Genomic DNA, 12,715 nt, shown 5'->3' with positions numbered 1-12,715 from the left:
TCAGATGAGCTCGCTCTTCTTGACTTTGCCGCTCGCCGTCTTGGGGAGCGAATCCATGAACTCGACGAACTTGGGCACGGCGACCTCGTCGAGCTCGGCCCGCACCTTCTTGCGGACGTCGTCGGCGGTCACCGCGGCGTCGGGGGCCTTCACCACGGCGGCCTTCACCGCGACCCCGAGCACCTGATCCGGCACGCCGACGACCGCCGCCTCGACGACGCCCGGGACCTTGCAGATCACCGACTCGACCTCGAGGGGGCTCACCTTCTCGCCGCGGGTCTTGATGATGTCGTCCTTGCGCGCGACGAAGTAGAGGTACCGGTCCTCGTCCATCTTGAAGAGGTCGCCGGTGTGGAGCACGACCTCGCCCGGGAGGGGGCCCGGCCGGAGCGCGCGTGCGGTCGCGTCGGGGTTCCTCCAGTAGCCGCGCATCACGTTCGGCCCGCGCACGACGAGCTCGCCCACCTCGCCCGGCTCCGCGTGCGTGCCGTCCTCTCGCTCGATCCAGAGCTCCTCGTTCGGCATCGCGATGCCCACGGAGGACGGCCGCTCGAGCGCCAGGGAGGGCGGCAGGTAGCAGACGCGCGTACACTCGGTCTGGCCGTACATCGCGAAGAACGAGACGTTGGGCAGGAGCTCGCGGAGGCGAAGGAGCTGCGGCGCCGGGAGCCCGTACGCGGCGTTCGTCATGTACCGGAGCGCCGAGAGATCGGCCTTCGCGAAGTTCTTGAGCGAGAGCATCGACGCGAAGATCGTCGGCACGCCCGCGAAGCCCGTGGCCCGCTCCTCGGCCATCCGCTGGACGATGGGCCACGGCATGGAGAAGCCCTTCTCGAGCACGACGGTCCCGCCGAACGCGTGGGTCACGAGCAGCTGGAAGAGCCCGTAGGTGTGCGACAGCGGCAGCACGCAGAGGATCACGTCGTCCGCCGTGTGCTCGAGGTACGCGCCGATGGCCGCGGTGCTGTTGCGGAGGTTCTGGTGCGTCAGCATGACCCCCTTCGACTCGCCCGTGCTGCCGCTCGTCCAGCAGAGCGTCGCCAGATCGAGCTCGATCGCGCGGCGCGCGGGGGGCTCGCCGGGCGCGCCGGCCAGGGCCTCCTGGAAGTCGCGCCCGTCGGGCGGGGGCCCGGCCGCGGCCGGGGGAGCCGCGCCGCTCAGGAACGTCGCCCCCGGCCTCGCGCCGGTCGGGAGCTCGGCCACGGCGGCGAGGCTCTCGCGCATGCCGCGCGCCGCCACGAGCACGCGGGGGCCCGCGAGCTCCATCACCTGGCCGAGGCGCCGCGGTCGCATCGCGGTGCCGAGCAGCGACGGCACGCCGTCGGCCCGGAGCGCGCCGTAGTACGCGACGACCGCGTCCACGCCGTTGTCGAGCGCGACCATGACGCGATCGCCGCGCTGCACGCCCGCCTCGCGGAACAGGGCGGCGCAGCGATCGGCCAGCGCGTCCAGCTCCCGGTACGTGATCCGCCGTCCCTCGCAGACCAGCGCGACGTGGTCGGGGCGAGAGGCGGCGAACGATCGCAGCGCGGAGTCGATGAGGAAGCGATCCGAGCGCGGATCGCGACGAGCGGTGTGCTGCGTGCTCATGCGCCCCCCGGGGTTCGGGCTAGTTGCTGCTCTTCTTCCCGCTCACGTAGGTGACGAGCCTGGCGATCGAGCCGAAATTCTCCGGCACCATCTCCTCGTCGGCGACCTGGATGCCGAGATCCTGCTCGAGGAACTGAACGATCTCGAGGACGGCCGTCGAGTCCAGGATCCCTTGATCGAGCAAAGCGACCTCGGACCCGAGATCGGCGGTAGCGCCCCGGTATCCGAACGAGGTGACCAGGAAGTTGCGAATCGTCGATTCGATGCTGGAAGTGCTCATGGAGGTAGTCTCCACGTCTATCACCCCCCCGGCTTTCCTGTCGAGAACACTCCGCGGAGCGACGGCCAGCGAGCGGATCGCGGCAGAACGCGGTCGCGGTTCATCGTTCACGTTCACGTTCACGTTCACGCACGCACGCACGCGTCCGCGCTCGTTCGCGTGCGGTGTTCCCCGTGCCGTCCGTGTTCGAAAGCCGCCGCCAGGGCGCGCCGCGGAGGTGAGATTGGCGACTGACGATCTCGCTGTGAGCCCGTCCGCCACCGTCGTCAACGTGAGTGAATGTCAGCGAGGTTCCGCGCTGTTTCCGGCGGGTTTCACGACCGGGGAACGGCGTCCCAAGCTGAGAATGCCGTTGACAGCGGCGAGCGCGGTCTGAGGGCGCGGCTCGTCAGGCGTGGCCCTGATCGCGGACGAGCAGCGGCTGCGCGTGGAGGTACTGCGCCACCCGGCGCTTCGCTTCGATGTCCTTGAACACGCGCTCGACCTGCTGCGGCGTGATGCCGACGGCAGACGCCGCGTCCGCGGCGGGAACGTTGTTGTTGTAGGCGTACAGGCAGAGGTCCATCTTGTCGTAGGGGAGCGCGAAGTAGAACTCGTCCTGCCCCTGCGGCATCGAGAACGTGTCCGTCGTCGGCGCGCGCCTGCGGATGTCGGCAGGGACGCCGATGTACTCGGCGAGCGCGTAGACTTGGCTCTTGTACAGGTGCGCGATCGGCTTGAAATCCGCGGCGCCGTCGCCTTGCTTGACGAAGAAGCCCTGATCGTACTCGAGCAGGTTCGGCGTGCCGGCGACGGCGTAATTGAGCCTGTCCGCGTGGTAGTACTCCATCATCTTGCGGATGCGCTGCTTGAAGTTCGTCGCGGCGACGAGCTGCAGGTACGCGTTCAGGGGCATCCGCTTCACGCGCGGCTCTTCGCCGGGCGGCTGCGCCGTCAGCTGCGAGACGTTCAGCCTGTCGCTCTCGAGGATCGAGGGGAGCGTGATCTTGAACTTCCAGCTCTCGTTGTAGTCCGGGTAGACCATCCGGATCGCCTCATCCTGCCGCTCGTAGCAGCGGAGGCCGGTCAACGCGGGCTTGATGTTCTCGATGACCGCCTCGATGCCGAGCCCCTCGGCGAGCAACTTGCCGAGGCGGAGCGCGTCATCGGAGGTGTCGCGCTCGGGCATGAAGATGCCCAGCACCTTGTCCTTGCCGAGCGCGCGGACGCACAGCGTCGAGACGACCGAGCTGTCGATCCCGCCCGAGATCCCGACCACGGCCCCGCGCCGCCGCAGCGTACCGAACACCTGATCCCGGATGGCCTGCTCGATCTCTTGCGCTACCGCCGGGGCATCGATCCTGAGGACGTCTCGCGAAAACATGGTTGGCTCCACCCTTTCAAAAAGATGGACCAGCCTATTAAAACGGGGCGCAACAGGGAACCCTGTTCGCTGCCAGCGGGCGTATGCCAGGGGGGAGCCGCGCGCGGGGGCCGCGTCTTTCATGGTTCCGTGGGTTTCATGGGCCAGGGCGTCCGTCTGCCTCGGCTGCGCCGCCGCGCCCGGAGGGCCGGGGCGATCGTCAGGGCGCGGGCCGTGGCTCGCCGGTCGCGGAGAACTCGTTGGCCTCCGCGGCCAGGATCCAGAGCACGGCCATCCTGACCGCGACGCCGGCCTCGACCTGGTCGAGGATCACGCTCTGTGCGCCGTCCGCGACGCGCGGATCGATCTCCACGCCGCGGTTCATCGGCCCCGGGTGCATCACGATCGCGTCTGGCTTGGCGAGCGCGAGCCGGGCTGGGTTCAGCCCGAACGTGCGGCTGTACTCGCGCGTGCTGGGCAGGAAGCTGCCGCTCAGCCGCTCGCGCTGCACGCGCAGCATCATCACCACGTCGGCCCCTTCGAGGGCGGGCTCGATCCGATCGTAGACCGTCGCGCCGAGCGACTCGCCCGCGATCGGCAGGAGCGTGCGCGGGCCGGCGAAGCGGACCCGCGCGCCCATCGTCGTGAGCAGGTGCGCGTTCGAGCGGGCCACGCGGCTGTGGACGATGTCGCCGCAGATGGCGACCTCCAGCCCTTCGAGTCGTCCCTTGGCGCGCCGGATCGTGAACGCGTCGAGCAGCGCCTGCGTCGGGTGCTCGTGCGTGCCGTCCCCCGCGTTGACGACCGCGGCGCGCGTGTGCGCGGCGACATGGTGCGGCGCGCCCGACGCGGCGTGCCGGATGACCAGCACGTCCGGCTGCATCGCCTGGAGGTTCTGCACCGTGTCGAGCAGCGATTCCCCCTTGACCGCGCTCGAGGTGGAGACGCTGATGTTGATGACGTCGGCGCTGAGCCGCTTGCCCGCGAGCTCGAACGACGTCCGCGTGCGCGTCGACGGCTCGTAGAAGAGGTTCACGACCGTCTTGCCGCGGAGCGTGGGCACCTTGCGTACGCTCCGCCGGGAGACGTCGAAGAGCGACTCGGCGGCGTCCAGGAGGGCCACGATCTCGGTACGCGAGAGACCCTCGATGCCGAGCAGGTGTCGGTGCGGGTAGATCCTCCTCATGCGCTGGCTTACGTTCCTTCCGGTGGCGGGGGGGGCTCCGAGAGCTTTGTGCTGGCGGCGGTGACGAGAGCCCAGAGCTCGCCCGCGCGCTCCACGACGTCGATGCGTTGCCCGGGGGCGAGCTCGACCGCGCGGACGATGTAGTCGGGGTGAATCGGCAACTCCCTGCCGCCGCGATCGACGAGCGCGACGAGCTCGATCCGCTGCGGTCGCCCGTAGTCGAGCACCGCGTCGAGCGCCGCGCGGATGGTGCGACCGGTGTAGATGACGTCGTCGATCAGCACGATGCGCCGGCCGTCGACGGGGAAGGAGATGTGGCTTGGGCCGATGCGCGGGTTCGGCAGGGCGGTCGCGGCGTCGTCGCGGTAGAGCGTGATGTCGACGGCGCCGACCGGCGGCGCGTGCCCCTCGATCTCGAGGAGCAGCGCGGCCAGCCGCTTGGCCAGCGGCTCACCGCCCCGCCGGATCCCGATGAGCGCCAGATCTTCCACGCCGCGGCCGCGCTCGGCGATCTGGAGCGCGATGCGCCGCAGGCCGCGCCCGATGGCGGCCGGGTCGAGCAGAGCTTCCATGGCGCGGCGAGGGCTAGCACGGCGAGCGCCCTGCACCCAAGGCCCGCGTGCGCTGTCCGCCGGATCGCCCGTGCGCCCGAGGGCGCGCGGGCGATCCGGCCGTGCTGAGGAGGAGGAGCGCCGTCGGCGCGGCGTCGCGGCAGCGGCGCGGAGGCGCGGGCGGCCTCAGTCGGGCTGGTGCAGGACCCGCTGGGTGCGCTCGACGAAGTAGAACCGCTCGAAGCCCGCGCGCTGGAACGTGAGCGCGCCGAACCCGTTGACGGCGATCGCGGCCGCGCCGAGGGCGTAGAACGGCGCGCCGAAGCGGCGGCCGGAGACGGCGATCATCGCGAAGAGAAACGGGGCGAAATCGTTGGAGAAGCGGTAGCCGAACTGGAGCCAGCCGGTGTTCTGGTAGAGGAGGCTCGGCAGCGCGACCGCGGACACCGTGGCGGCGAGCGCCCAGAACGGGGGCGGCGTGCGTCGGGGCCAGAGGGCCCACGCGTAGATCGGCGTGGTCACCCAGAGCGCGAGCCCGTGGGCGTTGATCTGGAAGGGGGCGCCCTGCACGTGGGTGTACGGCAGGCCGGTGAGCACCACCGCGAGGTTGCGCGGCAGGTAGTGGTACGAGAAGAGCCCCCACTTCTCGATCCGCGCGCGCCACGCGATGTGGAGGTACCGGTGGCCGAACTCGGCCGCGTCGCCGAAGCGCGCGTGGTTGTGCCAGAGCAGCGCCGAGAGCACGAGCGCCGCCGGCGCGGCGAACAGGGCGAGCCGGCGCAGGAGGGCGCGCGGGTCCGATCGGTCCACGCGGAGCGCCTCGAACAAGAACAGCGGCAGGGCGAAGCCGAGCGGCGTGCGGGTCGCGAAGCCGAGGCCCAGGGCGAGGCCCGCAGCGAGCGGATGGGCGGCTTCGAGCGCGCAGTAGAGATAGACGCACGCCAGCGCGACGCCGACGACGTGCGCCGCGAACCACACCGTCCCTTGCACCGCGCTGAACCAGTAGACGCTCCCGAGCGCGAAGAGCAGCGAGAGCGCGACGTTCTCGGACTGCGTGCGGTGGCTGCGGCGCGAGGCCGAGAGCTTCTCCAGCGCGAGGAAGAGGACAGCGGGCCCGACGCCGGCGAAGGCCAGGAAGAACTGCCCGTCGCGCACGCGCTCCGCGCTGCCGGCGAGCTTGACGAGCGGCGCGATGAGGACCGCGGGGAAGGGGGGGAAGCTGACGTAGTAGCGGTCGCCGAACACGGCGAAGTCGTTGCCGCCCGCGTGCGCCGGCGGCGGTCCGCCGAGATCGAGGCGGCCGTGGAGCCACGCCTCCGCGAGCAGCGCGTAGTGGTTGTAGGGCGTGTGAGCCGCGAAGATCTCGCGGGAGGAGCTCGCGGCGTACACGAGCGTCACGAGCGCGTAGAGGGCGATCGCGACCGCTGCGCGGCGGCCTGCGCGCCGTGCTTCCCCTGAAGGTTTCGGCCGCCGATCGGCGGCGCCCGCGGCGCGGGCCTCGGGCGTGGCGCTACGGTCCATGCGCGGGCGACGCTACCATGCAGCCTGATGTGACGGCGGCCGCCGGTCGTTCTTGCGAGCCAACGCACCCCGCGCTAAACGCTCCGCTTTCACTGGCCCGGAACCCCATGTCCCAGTTTGCCGTCTCTGCCAATGACATCGACATCTCCGGTATTTCGCTGGACATGCCGCTGCCGCTCGACTGGATGAACGCGGCGCTCGCTGACGCCGACGTCACCGGGCGCGCGCCAGGTCACCTCTCGGCCCGCCTCTCGCGGACGGGGAACGAGATCGTCGTGCGCGGCCGCGTCAAGGCGCCCGTCGCCACGCCCTGCGCGCGGTGCCTTGCCCCTGCCACGCTGGACGTTGACGCCGAGCTCTCGCTCCTCTTGCGTCCTGCCCCGAAGGCGGACGGCCACGGTCACGGCCACCGGCGGGACGGCGCTGCCCGCAACGGCGCGGCGAAGCCTGGGGCGAGCAAGGTCAAGGAGGCCGAGTACGAGTTCACGGCGGACGAGGCCGACGTCGACACGTACGACGGCGAGACGGTCGAGCTCGATCCGTTCATCCGCGAGGCCATTCTCCTCGAGATGCCGAACTTCCCCTTGTGCTCGGAGGCTTGCCCGGGTATCGGTCCTGCCGCGTCCCGAGAGGACCGCGAAGGCGGCTCCTCGGCCCTCGTCCGCGGGGCGGCGGAGGAGGATGAGGCCGCTCCAGGCCTCGACCCGCGGCTCGCGCCGCTCAGCGCGCTCCGAGAGAAGCTTGGACAGAAGCCCAGCGGCTCTGACAGGCGCGCGCAACCTGCATCGCCCCCCCCGGCCAAGGCCGGGACACCGAAGAAGAAGACCAAGAAGGAGTAGTTCCGTGGCCGTCCCCAAGAGGAAAACCACCCCCAGCAAGCGCGACATGCGGCGCGCCAACCACGACAAGGTGACCCCCGTCCAGCTCGTCTCTTGCGAGAACTGCGGGGAAGCCCGGCTCCCGCACCGCGCCTGTGGCGCCTGCGGGCACTACAACGGGCGCAAGGCGAAGGCGACCAAGGCGACCGCGGCCTCATGACGGGCGCGGGTGCGCCGGCGCGCGCGAACGCTGCGCCCGCGCACCTGGGCGCGGCGCCGGCTCGCGCGGATGCGCGAGGGGCCGTCGCATGAGCTCCCCGCAGCCGAGGAGCCGCATCCTCGGGACGGGCAGCTACGCGCCCGCCCGAGTCGTGCACAACACCGATCTCGAGAAGATCGTCGACACCTCGGACAGCTGGATCAGCGAGCGAACGGGGATTCGTCGACGTCATATCGCTGCCGAGGGAGAGCTCACGAGCGACATGGCCGCTGCGGCCGGCCGCTCTGCGCTGGACGCCGCCGGGCTCTCGGCGGCTGACCTCGACATGATCATCGTCGGGACGATCAGCGGCGACACCCCGATGCCCTCCTGTGCCGTGTACGTGCAGCAGAAGCTCGGCGCTCAGGAGATCCCCGCGTTCGACATCTCGGCGGCCTGCGCCGGCTTCGTCTACGGCCTCACGATCGCCGATCAGTTCATCGCGAACGGTGTGGCCCGGCACGTCCTCGTGATCGGCGTCGAGCTGCTCTCGCGCATCCTGAACTGGAAGGATCGCACGACGTGCGTCCTGTTCGGCGACGGCGCTGGCGCGGTCGTGCTCGGGCCTGCGTCGGGCGACGGCAGGGGCATCATCTCGACGCGGATCTTCAGCGACGGCACGCTCGCGAACTCGCTGGTCATCCCGGGCGGCGGTACGGCCGAGCCGCTGACGCCCGAGGGCATCGAGCAGAGCCGCAACAAGGTCCACATGGTGGGGCAGGACATCTTCAAGGTCGCCGTGAAGAACCTCTCCAGCGCCTCGCTGATCGCGCTCGACACGGCGGGCATGGCGGCCGGCGACCTGGACTGGGTCGTCGCCCATCAGGCGAACCTGCGGATCATCAGCCAGGTCGCCGCGCGTCTCAGCCTCCCTCTGGAGAGGTTCGTGCTCAACATCGAGGAGTACGGCAACACGTCGAGCGCATCGATCCCCATCGCCCTCGACGAGGCGGTGCGCGACGGGCGCATCAAACCGGGGCAAAACGTCCTCTTCTGCGCGCTCGGCGCTGGCATCTCCTGGGGCGCGTCCGTCATCCGGATGTGAGCGGGCCATGCGCGTCTGCCTGCGTCGGGGTCGAGGTCTGCGCGTTCGCTTGAGCTCGCCGGGCGATCCTGCCTGAGGTAGTCTCGCGCGCGCCGGCCGCATGACGTGGTTCGGGGGACGGACGACGTCCGCCTCCCTGGCTTGGAATTGAGGGCAAACGTGAAAATCGCTTGGCTGTTTCCAGGGCAAGGGGCGCAAGAGGTGGGGATGGGCAAGGCCCTCGCGGAGGTCTCGGCGGCTGCGCGTGGCGCGTTCGCGCGGGCGGACGCGGCGCTCGGCGAGCCGATCTCGCGGCTTTGCTTCGAGGGGCCGATGGAGGCGCTGACGCAGACGAGCAACACCCAGCCCGCCATCGTCGCGACGAGCTGCGCCGTGGCCGCGGCCCTCATCGAGCACCTGCCCAACCTCGATCCGCCGCTGTACGCGGCCGGCCACTCGCTCGGCGAGTACAGCGCGCTGGTCGCCGCCGGCGCGCTCGAGATCGAGGATGCGGTAAGGCTCTGCCGGATCCGGGGCAGCGCCATGCAGGAGGCCGTGCCGGCGGGCGAGGGGGCCATGGCGGCGCTCATCGCGCTCGACCAGGAGGTGGTGCTCGCGATCTGCGCCGAGGCGGCGCAAGGCGAGGTGGTCGCTCCGGCGAACTACAACGGGCCGGGGCAGATCGTGATCGCCGGGCACGCCGGCGCGGTCGCGCGCGCGGGCGAGCTCGCCGTCACCCGCGGCGGCAAGGCCATCCCGCTCAAGGTGAGCGCTCCCTTCCACTGCGCGCTGATGCGGCCTGCGGCCGAACGCTTGCGTCCCGAGCTAGAGCGCACGCAGCTGATGCCGCTCGCCTTCCCCGTGATCGCGAACGTCGACGCCGCGCCGAACGCCGATCCGGAGCGGGTGCGGTCGCTCCTCCTGCGCCAGATCGATGGCACCGTGCAGTGGATGCGGACGATCGAGCGCATGGCAGAGGATGGCGTGACGCACGCCCTCGAGATCGGCCCTGGCAAGGTGCTGGCCGGGCTGGTGAAGCGGATTACGAAGCAGATCAAGGTGCTCAGCGTGAGCGACATGGCAGGGATTGAGCGCGTGAGCGCGTTCCTTTCGGAGGCATAGGCATCGATGTTCGACCTTACGGGCAAAGTTGCGATCGTCACGGGTGGATCGCGAGGGATCGGGCGTGCTGCGTCGGAGGCGCTCGCGGCGCAGGGCGCGCACGTGATCGTCAACTACGTGCGCGGAGAGGCCGAGGCGCGCGCGGTCGTCGACGCGATCACAGCGCGCGGCGGGAAGGCCGAGGCGCTCGGGTTCGATGTCGCGGACATGCCGGCGACCGAGGCCGCCATCGCCGAGGCGGCGAAGCGCCTTGGCCGGCTGGACATCCTCGTCGCGAACGCGGGGATTGCGATCGACGGCCTGCTCCTGCGGATCAAGGAGGAAGACCTCGATCGCCTCTTCGCCGTGAACGTGAAGGGCTCGATCGCGTCCGCGCGCGCGGCGACCAAGGTCATGATGCGCGCGCGCACAGGCCGCATCGTCTTCCTCTCCAGCGTTGTGGCGGAGATGGGCAACGTCGGCCAGGCGGCGTATGCCGCGACGAAGGCGGCCCTGCTCGGCGTGACGAAGTCGCTCGCCCGCGAGTACGCGGGGCGCGGCATCACGGTCAACGCCGTGGCGCCCGGGTTCATCGACACCGACATGACGACGACGATCAGCGCGGAGATGAAAGAGGGGCTGACGAGGATGGTCCCGCTCGGGCGCACGGGCCGAGCAGAGGAGGTCGCCGCGGCGATCGCATTCCTATGCTCCGACGAGGCGAGCTACGTGACGGGCGAGACGCTGCGCGTCAACGGCGGGATGTACGTGTGAGAGCGCTGGCTTGAGGACCCCGGCTGCCAGGCGTCACGCACAGCGGCAAACCAGGCGCACACGAAAAAAGCGGTCGCAGGTAATTCGATGGTGCAACGCTGATGGCGATGGGCTACTAGGGGTTCCGTTTTCCCGGGAGGAATACCATGGCTGAAGGTCGCGACATCACGGCCGAAGTAAAGCGGATCATCAAGGAACAGCTCGACGTCGACGAGAAGGACATCAAGCCTGAGGCGAGTTTCATCGACGATCTGGGCGCCGATTCGCTGGGCCTGGTGGAGCTTGTCCTCGCGTTTGAGGAGGCGTTCGAGATCGACATTCCGGACGAGGACACGGAGAAGATCCGGACTGTCCAGGACGCGATTGACTACATCGAAAGGAATGCCAAGGACAAGAAGTAGCGTCCCCACCGCCCTACCGGACGCGGCGTCACCATGGAGGTGGGTTGGCGCGTGAGCCAGCGAAGGCTCTGCTCTTCGCCGATGCACGCGCTCTCACCTCTGTGGTGGCGCTAGGGCAAGAAGAGCCATGGAACGCGTTGTCATCACCGGTATCGGGCTCGTCACGCCCAATGGCCTCGGCACCCAGGCCACCTGGCAATCTTTGCTGGCTGGTCAGTCTGGTATCGCGCCCATCACCCTCTTCGACGCGAGCACGTTTCCTACGCGCTTCGCCGGCGAGGTGAAGGGCTTCGTGCCCGAGGAGTACATCCCCAAGAAGAAGGTGAAGGAGATGGGCCGCTTCGCCCACCTTTCCATCGCCGCCTCGCAGATGTGCATGCAGGACGCGGGGATCGAGCTCACCGACGAGGACCGCGATCAGTGCGGCACGTTCATCGGTGTCGGTCTCGGGGGCCTCGAATACCTGTTCCAGCACTCGATCACGCTGCACGAGAAGGGCCCCCACAAGGTCAGCCCGTACTTCATCCCGACGGTCATCGCCAACCTCGCTGCAGGGCAGGTGGCGCTGGCGCTCGATCTGCGGGGCGCGAGCTACTGCAACACGAGCGCATGCTCGTCGAGCGCGCACTCGCTCGGCGAGGCGTTCGAGTGGATCCGCCGGGGTCGCTCGCACATCATGCTCACGGGCGGCGCGGAGGCGACGATCACCGGCCTCGGCATCGGCGGCTTCTGCGCGATGTTCGCCCTCTCGAGGCGCAACGACGAGCCGCAGCGGGCGAGTCGCCCCTGGGACAAGGGGCGCGACGGCTTCGTCTGCTCTGAGGGCGCCGGGTCGCTGCTGCTCGAGTCGCTCTCCCACGCGAAGAAGCGCGGCGCGAAGATCTACGCAGAGGTCGTCGGGTACGGCGCCTCGTGCGACGCGTACCACATCACGAAGCCGGCGCCCGACGGCGCCGGGGCGCAGCGAGCGATGAAGATGGCACTCGAAGACGCCAAGCTCGCGCCGGACGCGATCGACTACATCAACGCTCACGGCACCTCGACTCCGCAAGGGGACATCGAGGAGACCCGGGCGATCCTCAAGACCTTCGGCGATCACGCGGCGTCGAAGCGCCTCTGGGTTAGCTCGACGAAGTCCGCGATGGGCCACCTGCTCGGGGGCGCAGGTGGGGTCGAGGCGGCGGTCTGCGCCCTCGCGCTGCGCCACGGCGCGGTGCCGCCGACGCTCAACCTGGACGATCCCGATCCTGAGTGCACCCTCGACTACGTCCCGTTCACCTCTCGCGAGCGCCGCCTGAAGCACGTGATGTCGAACTCCTTCGGCTTCGGTGGCACCAACGTGTCGCTCGTCTTCTCCCAGTTTGACGGCTGATCGCGCGCCGCGCTGGATGGCTCGATGAAGTGCCCATTTTGCGGCCATCTCGAGGACCGGGTCATCGACTCCCGCGCTGGCGGCGCGGGTGAGGTGATCCGGCGTCGGCGCGAGTGCGCCTCGTGCGAGCGCCGCTTCACGACGTACGAGCGCGTCGAGGACATCCTGCCGACGGTCGTCAAGAAGGACGGTAGGCGCGAGTCGTTCGACCGACAGAAGCTCGTGCGAGGGCTCCGGATCGCATGCAACAAGCGGCCCGTGTCCACCGACCAGATCGAGGCCATCGCCGACGCGATCGAGCGCGAGGCGCAGGAGTCCGAGCGGCGGGAGATCTTATCGACCGAGCTGGGCGAGCGGGTGATGAACCACCTGCGTACCCTCGATGAGGTCGCCTATGTCCGGTTCGCGAGCGTTTATCGTTCCTTTCGGGACATTGACCAGTTCATGGTCGAGCTTGGCAAGCTTGTGAAGGCCAAGGCGCCCTAGTAGATCCGGC

14 protein-coding genes are annotated in these 12,715 nt (G+C 69.6%); 8 read left to right on the top strand and 6 right to left on the bottom strand.

The window, feature by feature from the left end:
* The 6 genes from WMF39_RS21240 to WMF39_RS21215 all read right to left on the bottom strand — a co-directional run bounded on the left by WMF39_RS21240 (window position 1) and on the right by WMF39_RS21215 (window position 6,470).
* Window positions 1-1,590, bottom strand: coding sequence for a class I adenylate-forming enzyme family protein (locus tag WMF39_RS21240; protein ID WP_437747288.1), 1,590 nt, complete (start codon window positions 1,588-1,590; stop codon window positions 1-3).
* 19 nt (window positions 1,591-1,609) lie between these two features.
* Window positions 1,610-1,870: an acyl carrier protein gene (locus WMF39_RS21235; protein ID WP_012236454.1), complete on the bottom strand. Its 261-nt coding sequence runs from the start codon at window positions 1,868-1,870 to the stop codon at window positions 1,610-1,612.
* Between the two features lie 388 nt (window positions 1,871-2,258).
* Window positions 2,259-3,233 carry an NAD(+) synthase gene (gene nadE / locus WMF39_RS21230; protein WP_012236453.1) on the bottom strand — a complete coding sequence of 325 codons (975 nt, stop codon included), beginning with the start codon at window positions 3,231-3,233 and terminating at the stop codon, window positions 2,259-2,261.
* Window positions 3,234-3,432: 199 nt separating this feature from the next.
* Window positions 3,433-4,398, bottom strand: coding sequence for an aspartate carbamoyltransferase catalytic subunit (locus WMF39_RS21225; protein ID WP_272099608.1), 966 nt, complete (start codon window positions 4,396-4,398; stop codon window positions 3,433-3,435).
* A gap of 8 nt (window positions 4,399-4,406) precedes the next feature.
* Complete coding sequence (gene pyrR, locus WMF39_RS21220; protein ID WP_437747287.1) at window positions 4,407-4,970, bottom strand: bifunctional pyr operon transcriptional regulator/uracil phosphoribosyltransferase PyrR; 564 nt, start codon at window positions 4,968-4,970, stop codon at window positions 4,407-4,409.
* Between the two features lie 165 nt (window positions 4,971-5,135).
* On the bottom strand, window positions 5,136-6,470 hold the full coding sequence (locus WMF39_RS21215; protein ID WP_437747286.1) for a hypothetical protein: 1,335 nt from the start codon (window positions 6,468-6,470) through the stop codon (window positions 5,136-5,138).
* Window positions 6,471-6,577: 107 nt separating this feature from the next.
* Between WMF39_RS21215 and WMF39_RS21210 the strand changes: the two genes are divergently transcribed.
* The 8 genes from WMF39_RS21210 to nrdR all read left to right on the top strand — a co-directional run bounded on the left by WMF39_RS21210 (window position 6,578) and on the right by nrdR (window position 12,705).
* The gene (locus WMF39_RS21210) at window positions 6,578-7,309 is read left to right on the top strand and encodes a YceD family protein (protein ID WP_437747285.1); all 732 of its coding nucleotides are present in this window, start codon (window positions 6,578-6,580) and stop codon (window positions 7,307-7,309) included.
* 4 nt (window positions 7,310-7,313) lie between these two features.
* The gene (rpmF, locus tag WMF39_RS21205; RefSeq protein ID WP_012236448.1) at window positions 7,314-7,508 is read left to right on the top strand and encodes a 50S ribosomal protein L32; all 195 of its coding nucleotides are present in this window, start codon (window positions 7,314-7,316) and stop codon (window positions 7,506-7,508) included.
* A gap of 88 nt (window positions 7,509-7,596) precedes the next feature.
* Window positions 7,597-8,592 (top strand): beta-ketoacyl-ACP synthase III, encoded by a 996-nt coding sequence (locus WMF39_RS21200; protein ID WP_437747284.1) that lies wholly within the window; start codon window positions 7,597-7,599, stop codon window positions 8,590-8,592.
* 159 nt (window positions 8,593-8,751) lie between these two features.
* Window positions 8,752-9,693 carry an ACP S-malonyltransferase gene (fabD, locus tag WMF39_RS21195; RefSeq protein WP_437747283.1) on the top strand — a complete coding sequence of 314 codons (942 nt, stop codon included), beginning with the start codon at window positions 8,752-8,754 and terminating at the stop codon, window positions 9,691-9,693.
* Window positions 9,694-9,699: 6 nt separating this feature from the next.
* The gene (locus WMF39_RS21190; protein WP_437747282.1) at window positions 9,700-10,446 is read left to right on the top strand and encodes a 3-oxoacyl-ACP reductase family protein; all 747 of its coding nucleotides are present in this window, start codon (window positions 9,700-9,702) and stop codon (window positions 10,444-10,446) included.
* Window positions 10,447-10,592: 146 nt separating this feature from the next.
* On the top strand, window positions 10,593-10,847 hold the full coding sequence (gene acpP, locus WMF39_RS21185) for an acyl carrier protein (protein ID WP_012236444.1): 255 nt from the start codon (window positions 10,593-10,595) through the stop codon (window positions 10,845-10,847).
* Window positions 10,848-10,974: 127 nt separating this feature from the next.
* Complete coding sequence (fabF, locus tag WMF39_RS21180; protein ID WP_437747281.1) at window positions 10,975-12,219, top strand: beta-ketoacyl-ACP synthase II; 1,245 nt, start codon at window positions 10,975-10,977, stop codon at window positions 12,217-12,219.
* Window positions 12,220-12,243: 24 nt separating this feature from the next.
* Complete coding sequence (gene nrdR, locus WMF39_RS21175; protein ID WP_012236442.1) at window positions 12,244-12,705, top strand: transcriptional regulator NrdR; 462 nt, start codon at window positions 12,244-12,246, stop codon at window positions 12,703-12,705.
* The last annotated feature ends 10 nt before the right edge of the window (window positions 12,706-12,715 follow it).

Origin of the sequence: Sorangium sp. So ce1504, assembly GCF_051521635.1 — a bacterium.
GTDB lineage: Bacteria > Myxococcota_A > Polyangia > Polyangiales > Polyangiaceae > Sorangium > Sorangium cellulosum_B.
Note: the sequence above shows the minus strand (reverse complement) of the source record. Positions and strands in the feature narration are given on the sequence as shown.

Bases quoted from the DNA above. Each gene is read 5' to 3' on its own strand.
- fabF (WP_437747281.1), top strand. From the start codon at position 10,975: ATGGAACGCGTTGTCATCACCGGTATCGGGCTCGTCACGCCCAATGGC.
- nadE (WP_012236453.1), bottom strand. From the start codon at position 3,233: ATGTTTTCGCGAGACGTCCTCAGGATCGATGCCCCGGCGGTAGCGCAA.
- pyrR (WP_437747287.1), bottom strand. From the start codon at position 4,970: ATGGAAGCTCTGCTCGACCCGGCCGCCATCGGGCGCGGCCTGCGGCGC.
- WMF39_RS21235 (WP_012236454.1), bottom strand. From the start codon at position 1,870: ATGAGCACTTCCAGCATCGAATCGACGATTCGCAACTTCCTGGTCACC.
- acpP (WP_012236444.1), top strand. From the start codon at position 10,593: ATGGCTGAAGGTCGCGACATCACGGCCGAAGTAAAGCGGATCATCAAG.
- nrdR (WP_012236442.1), top strand. From the start codon at position 12,244: ATGAAGTGCCCATTTTGCGGCCATCTCGAGGACCGGGTCATCGACTCC.
- WMF39_RS21190 (WP_437747282.1), top strand. From the start codon at position 9,700: ATGTTCGACCTTACGGGCAAAGTTGCGATCGTCACGGGTGGATCGCGA.
- WMF39_RS21225 (WP_272099608.1), bottom strand. From the start codon at position 4,398: ATGAGGAGGATCTACCCGCACCGACACCTGCTCGGCATCGAGGGTCTC.
- WMF39_RS21215 (WP_437747286.1), bottom strand. From the start codon at position 6,470: ATGGACCGTAGCGCCACGCCCGAGGCCCGCGCCGCGGGCGCCGCCGAT.
- WMF39_RS21210 (WP_437747285.1), top strand. From the start codon at position 6,578: ATGTCCCAGTTTGCCGTCTCTGCCAATGACATCGACATCTCCGGTATT.
- WMF39_RS21240 (WP_437747288.1), bottom strand. From the start codon at position 1,590: ATGAGCACGCAGCACACCGCTCGTCGCGATCCGCGCTCGGATCGCTTC.
- WMF39_RS21200 (WP_437747284.1), top strand. From the start codon at position 7,597: ATGAGCTCCCCGCAGCCGAGGAGCCGCATCCTCGGGACGGGCAGCTAC.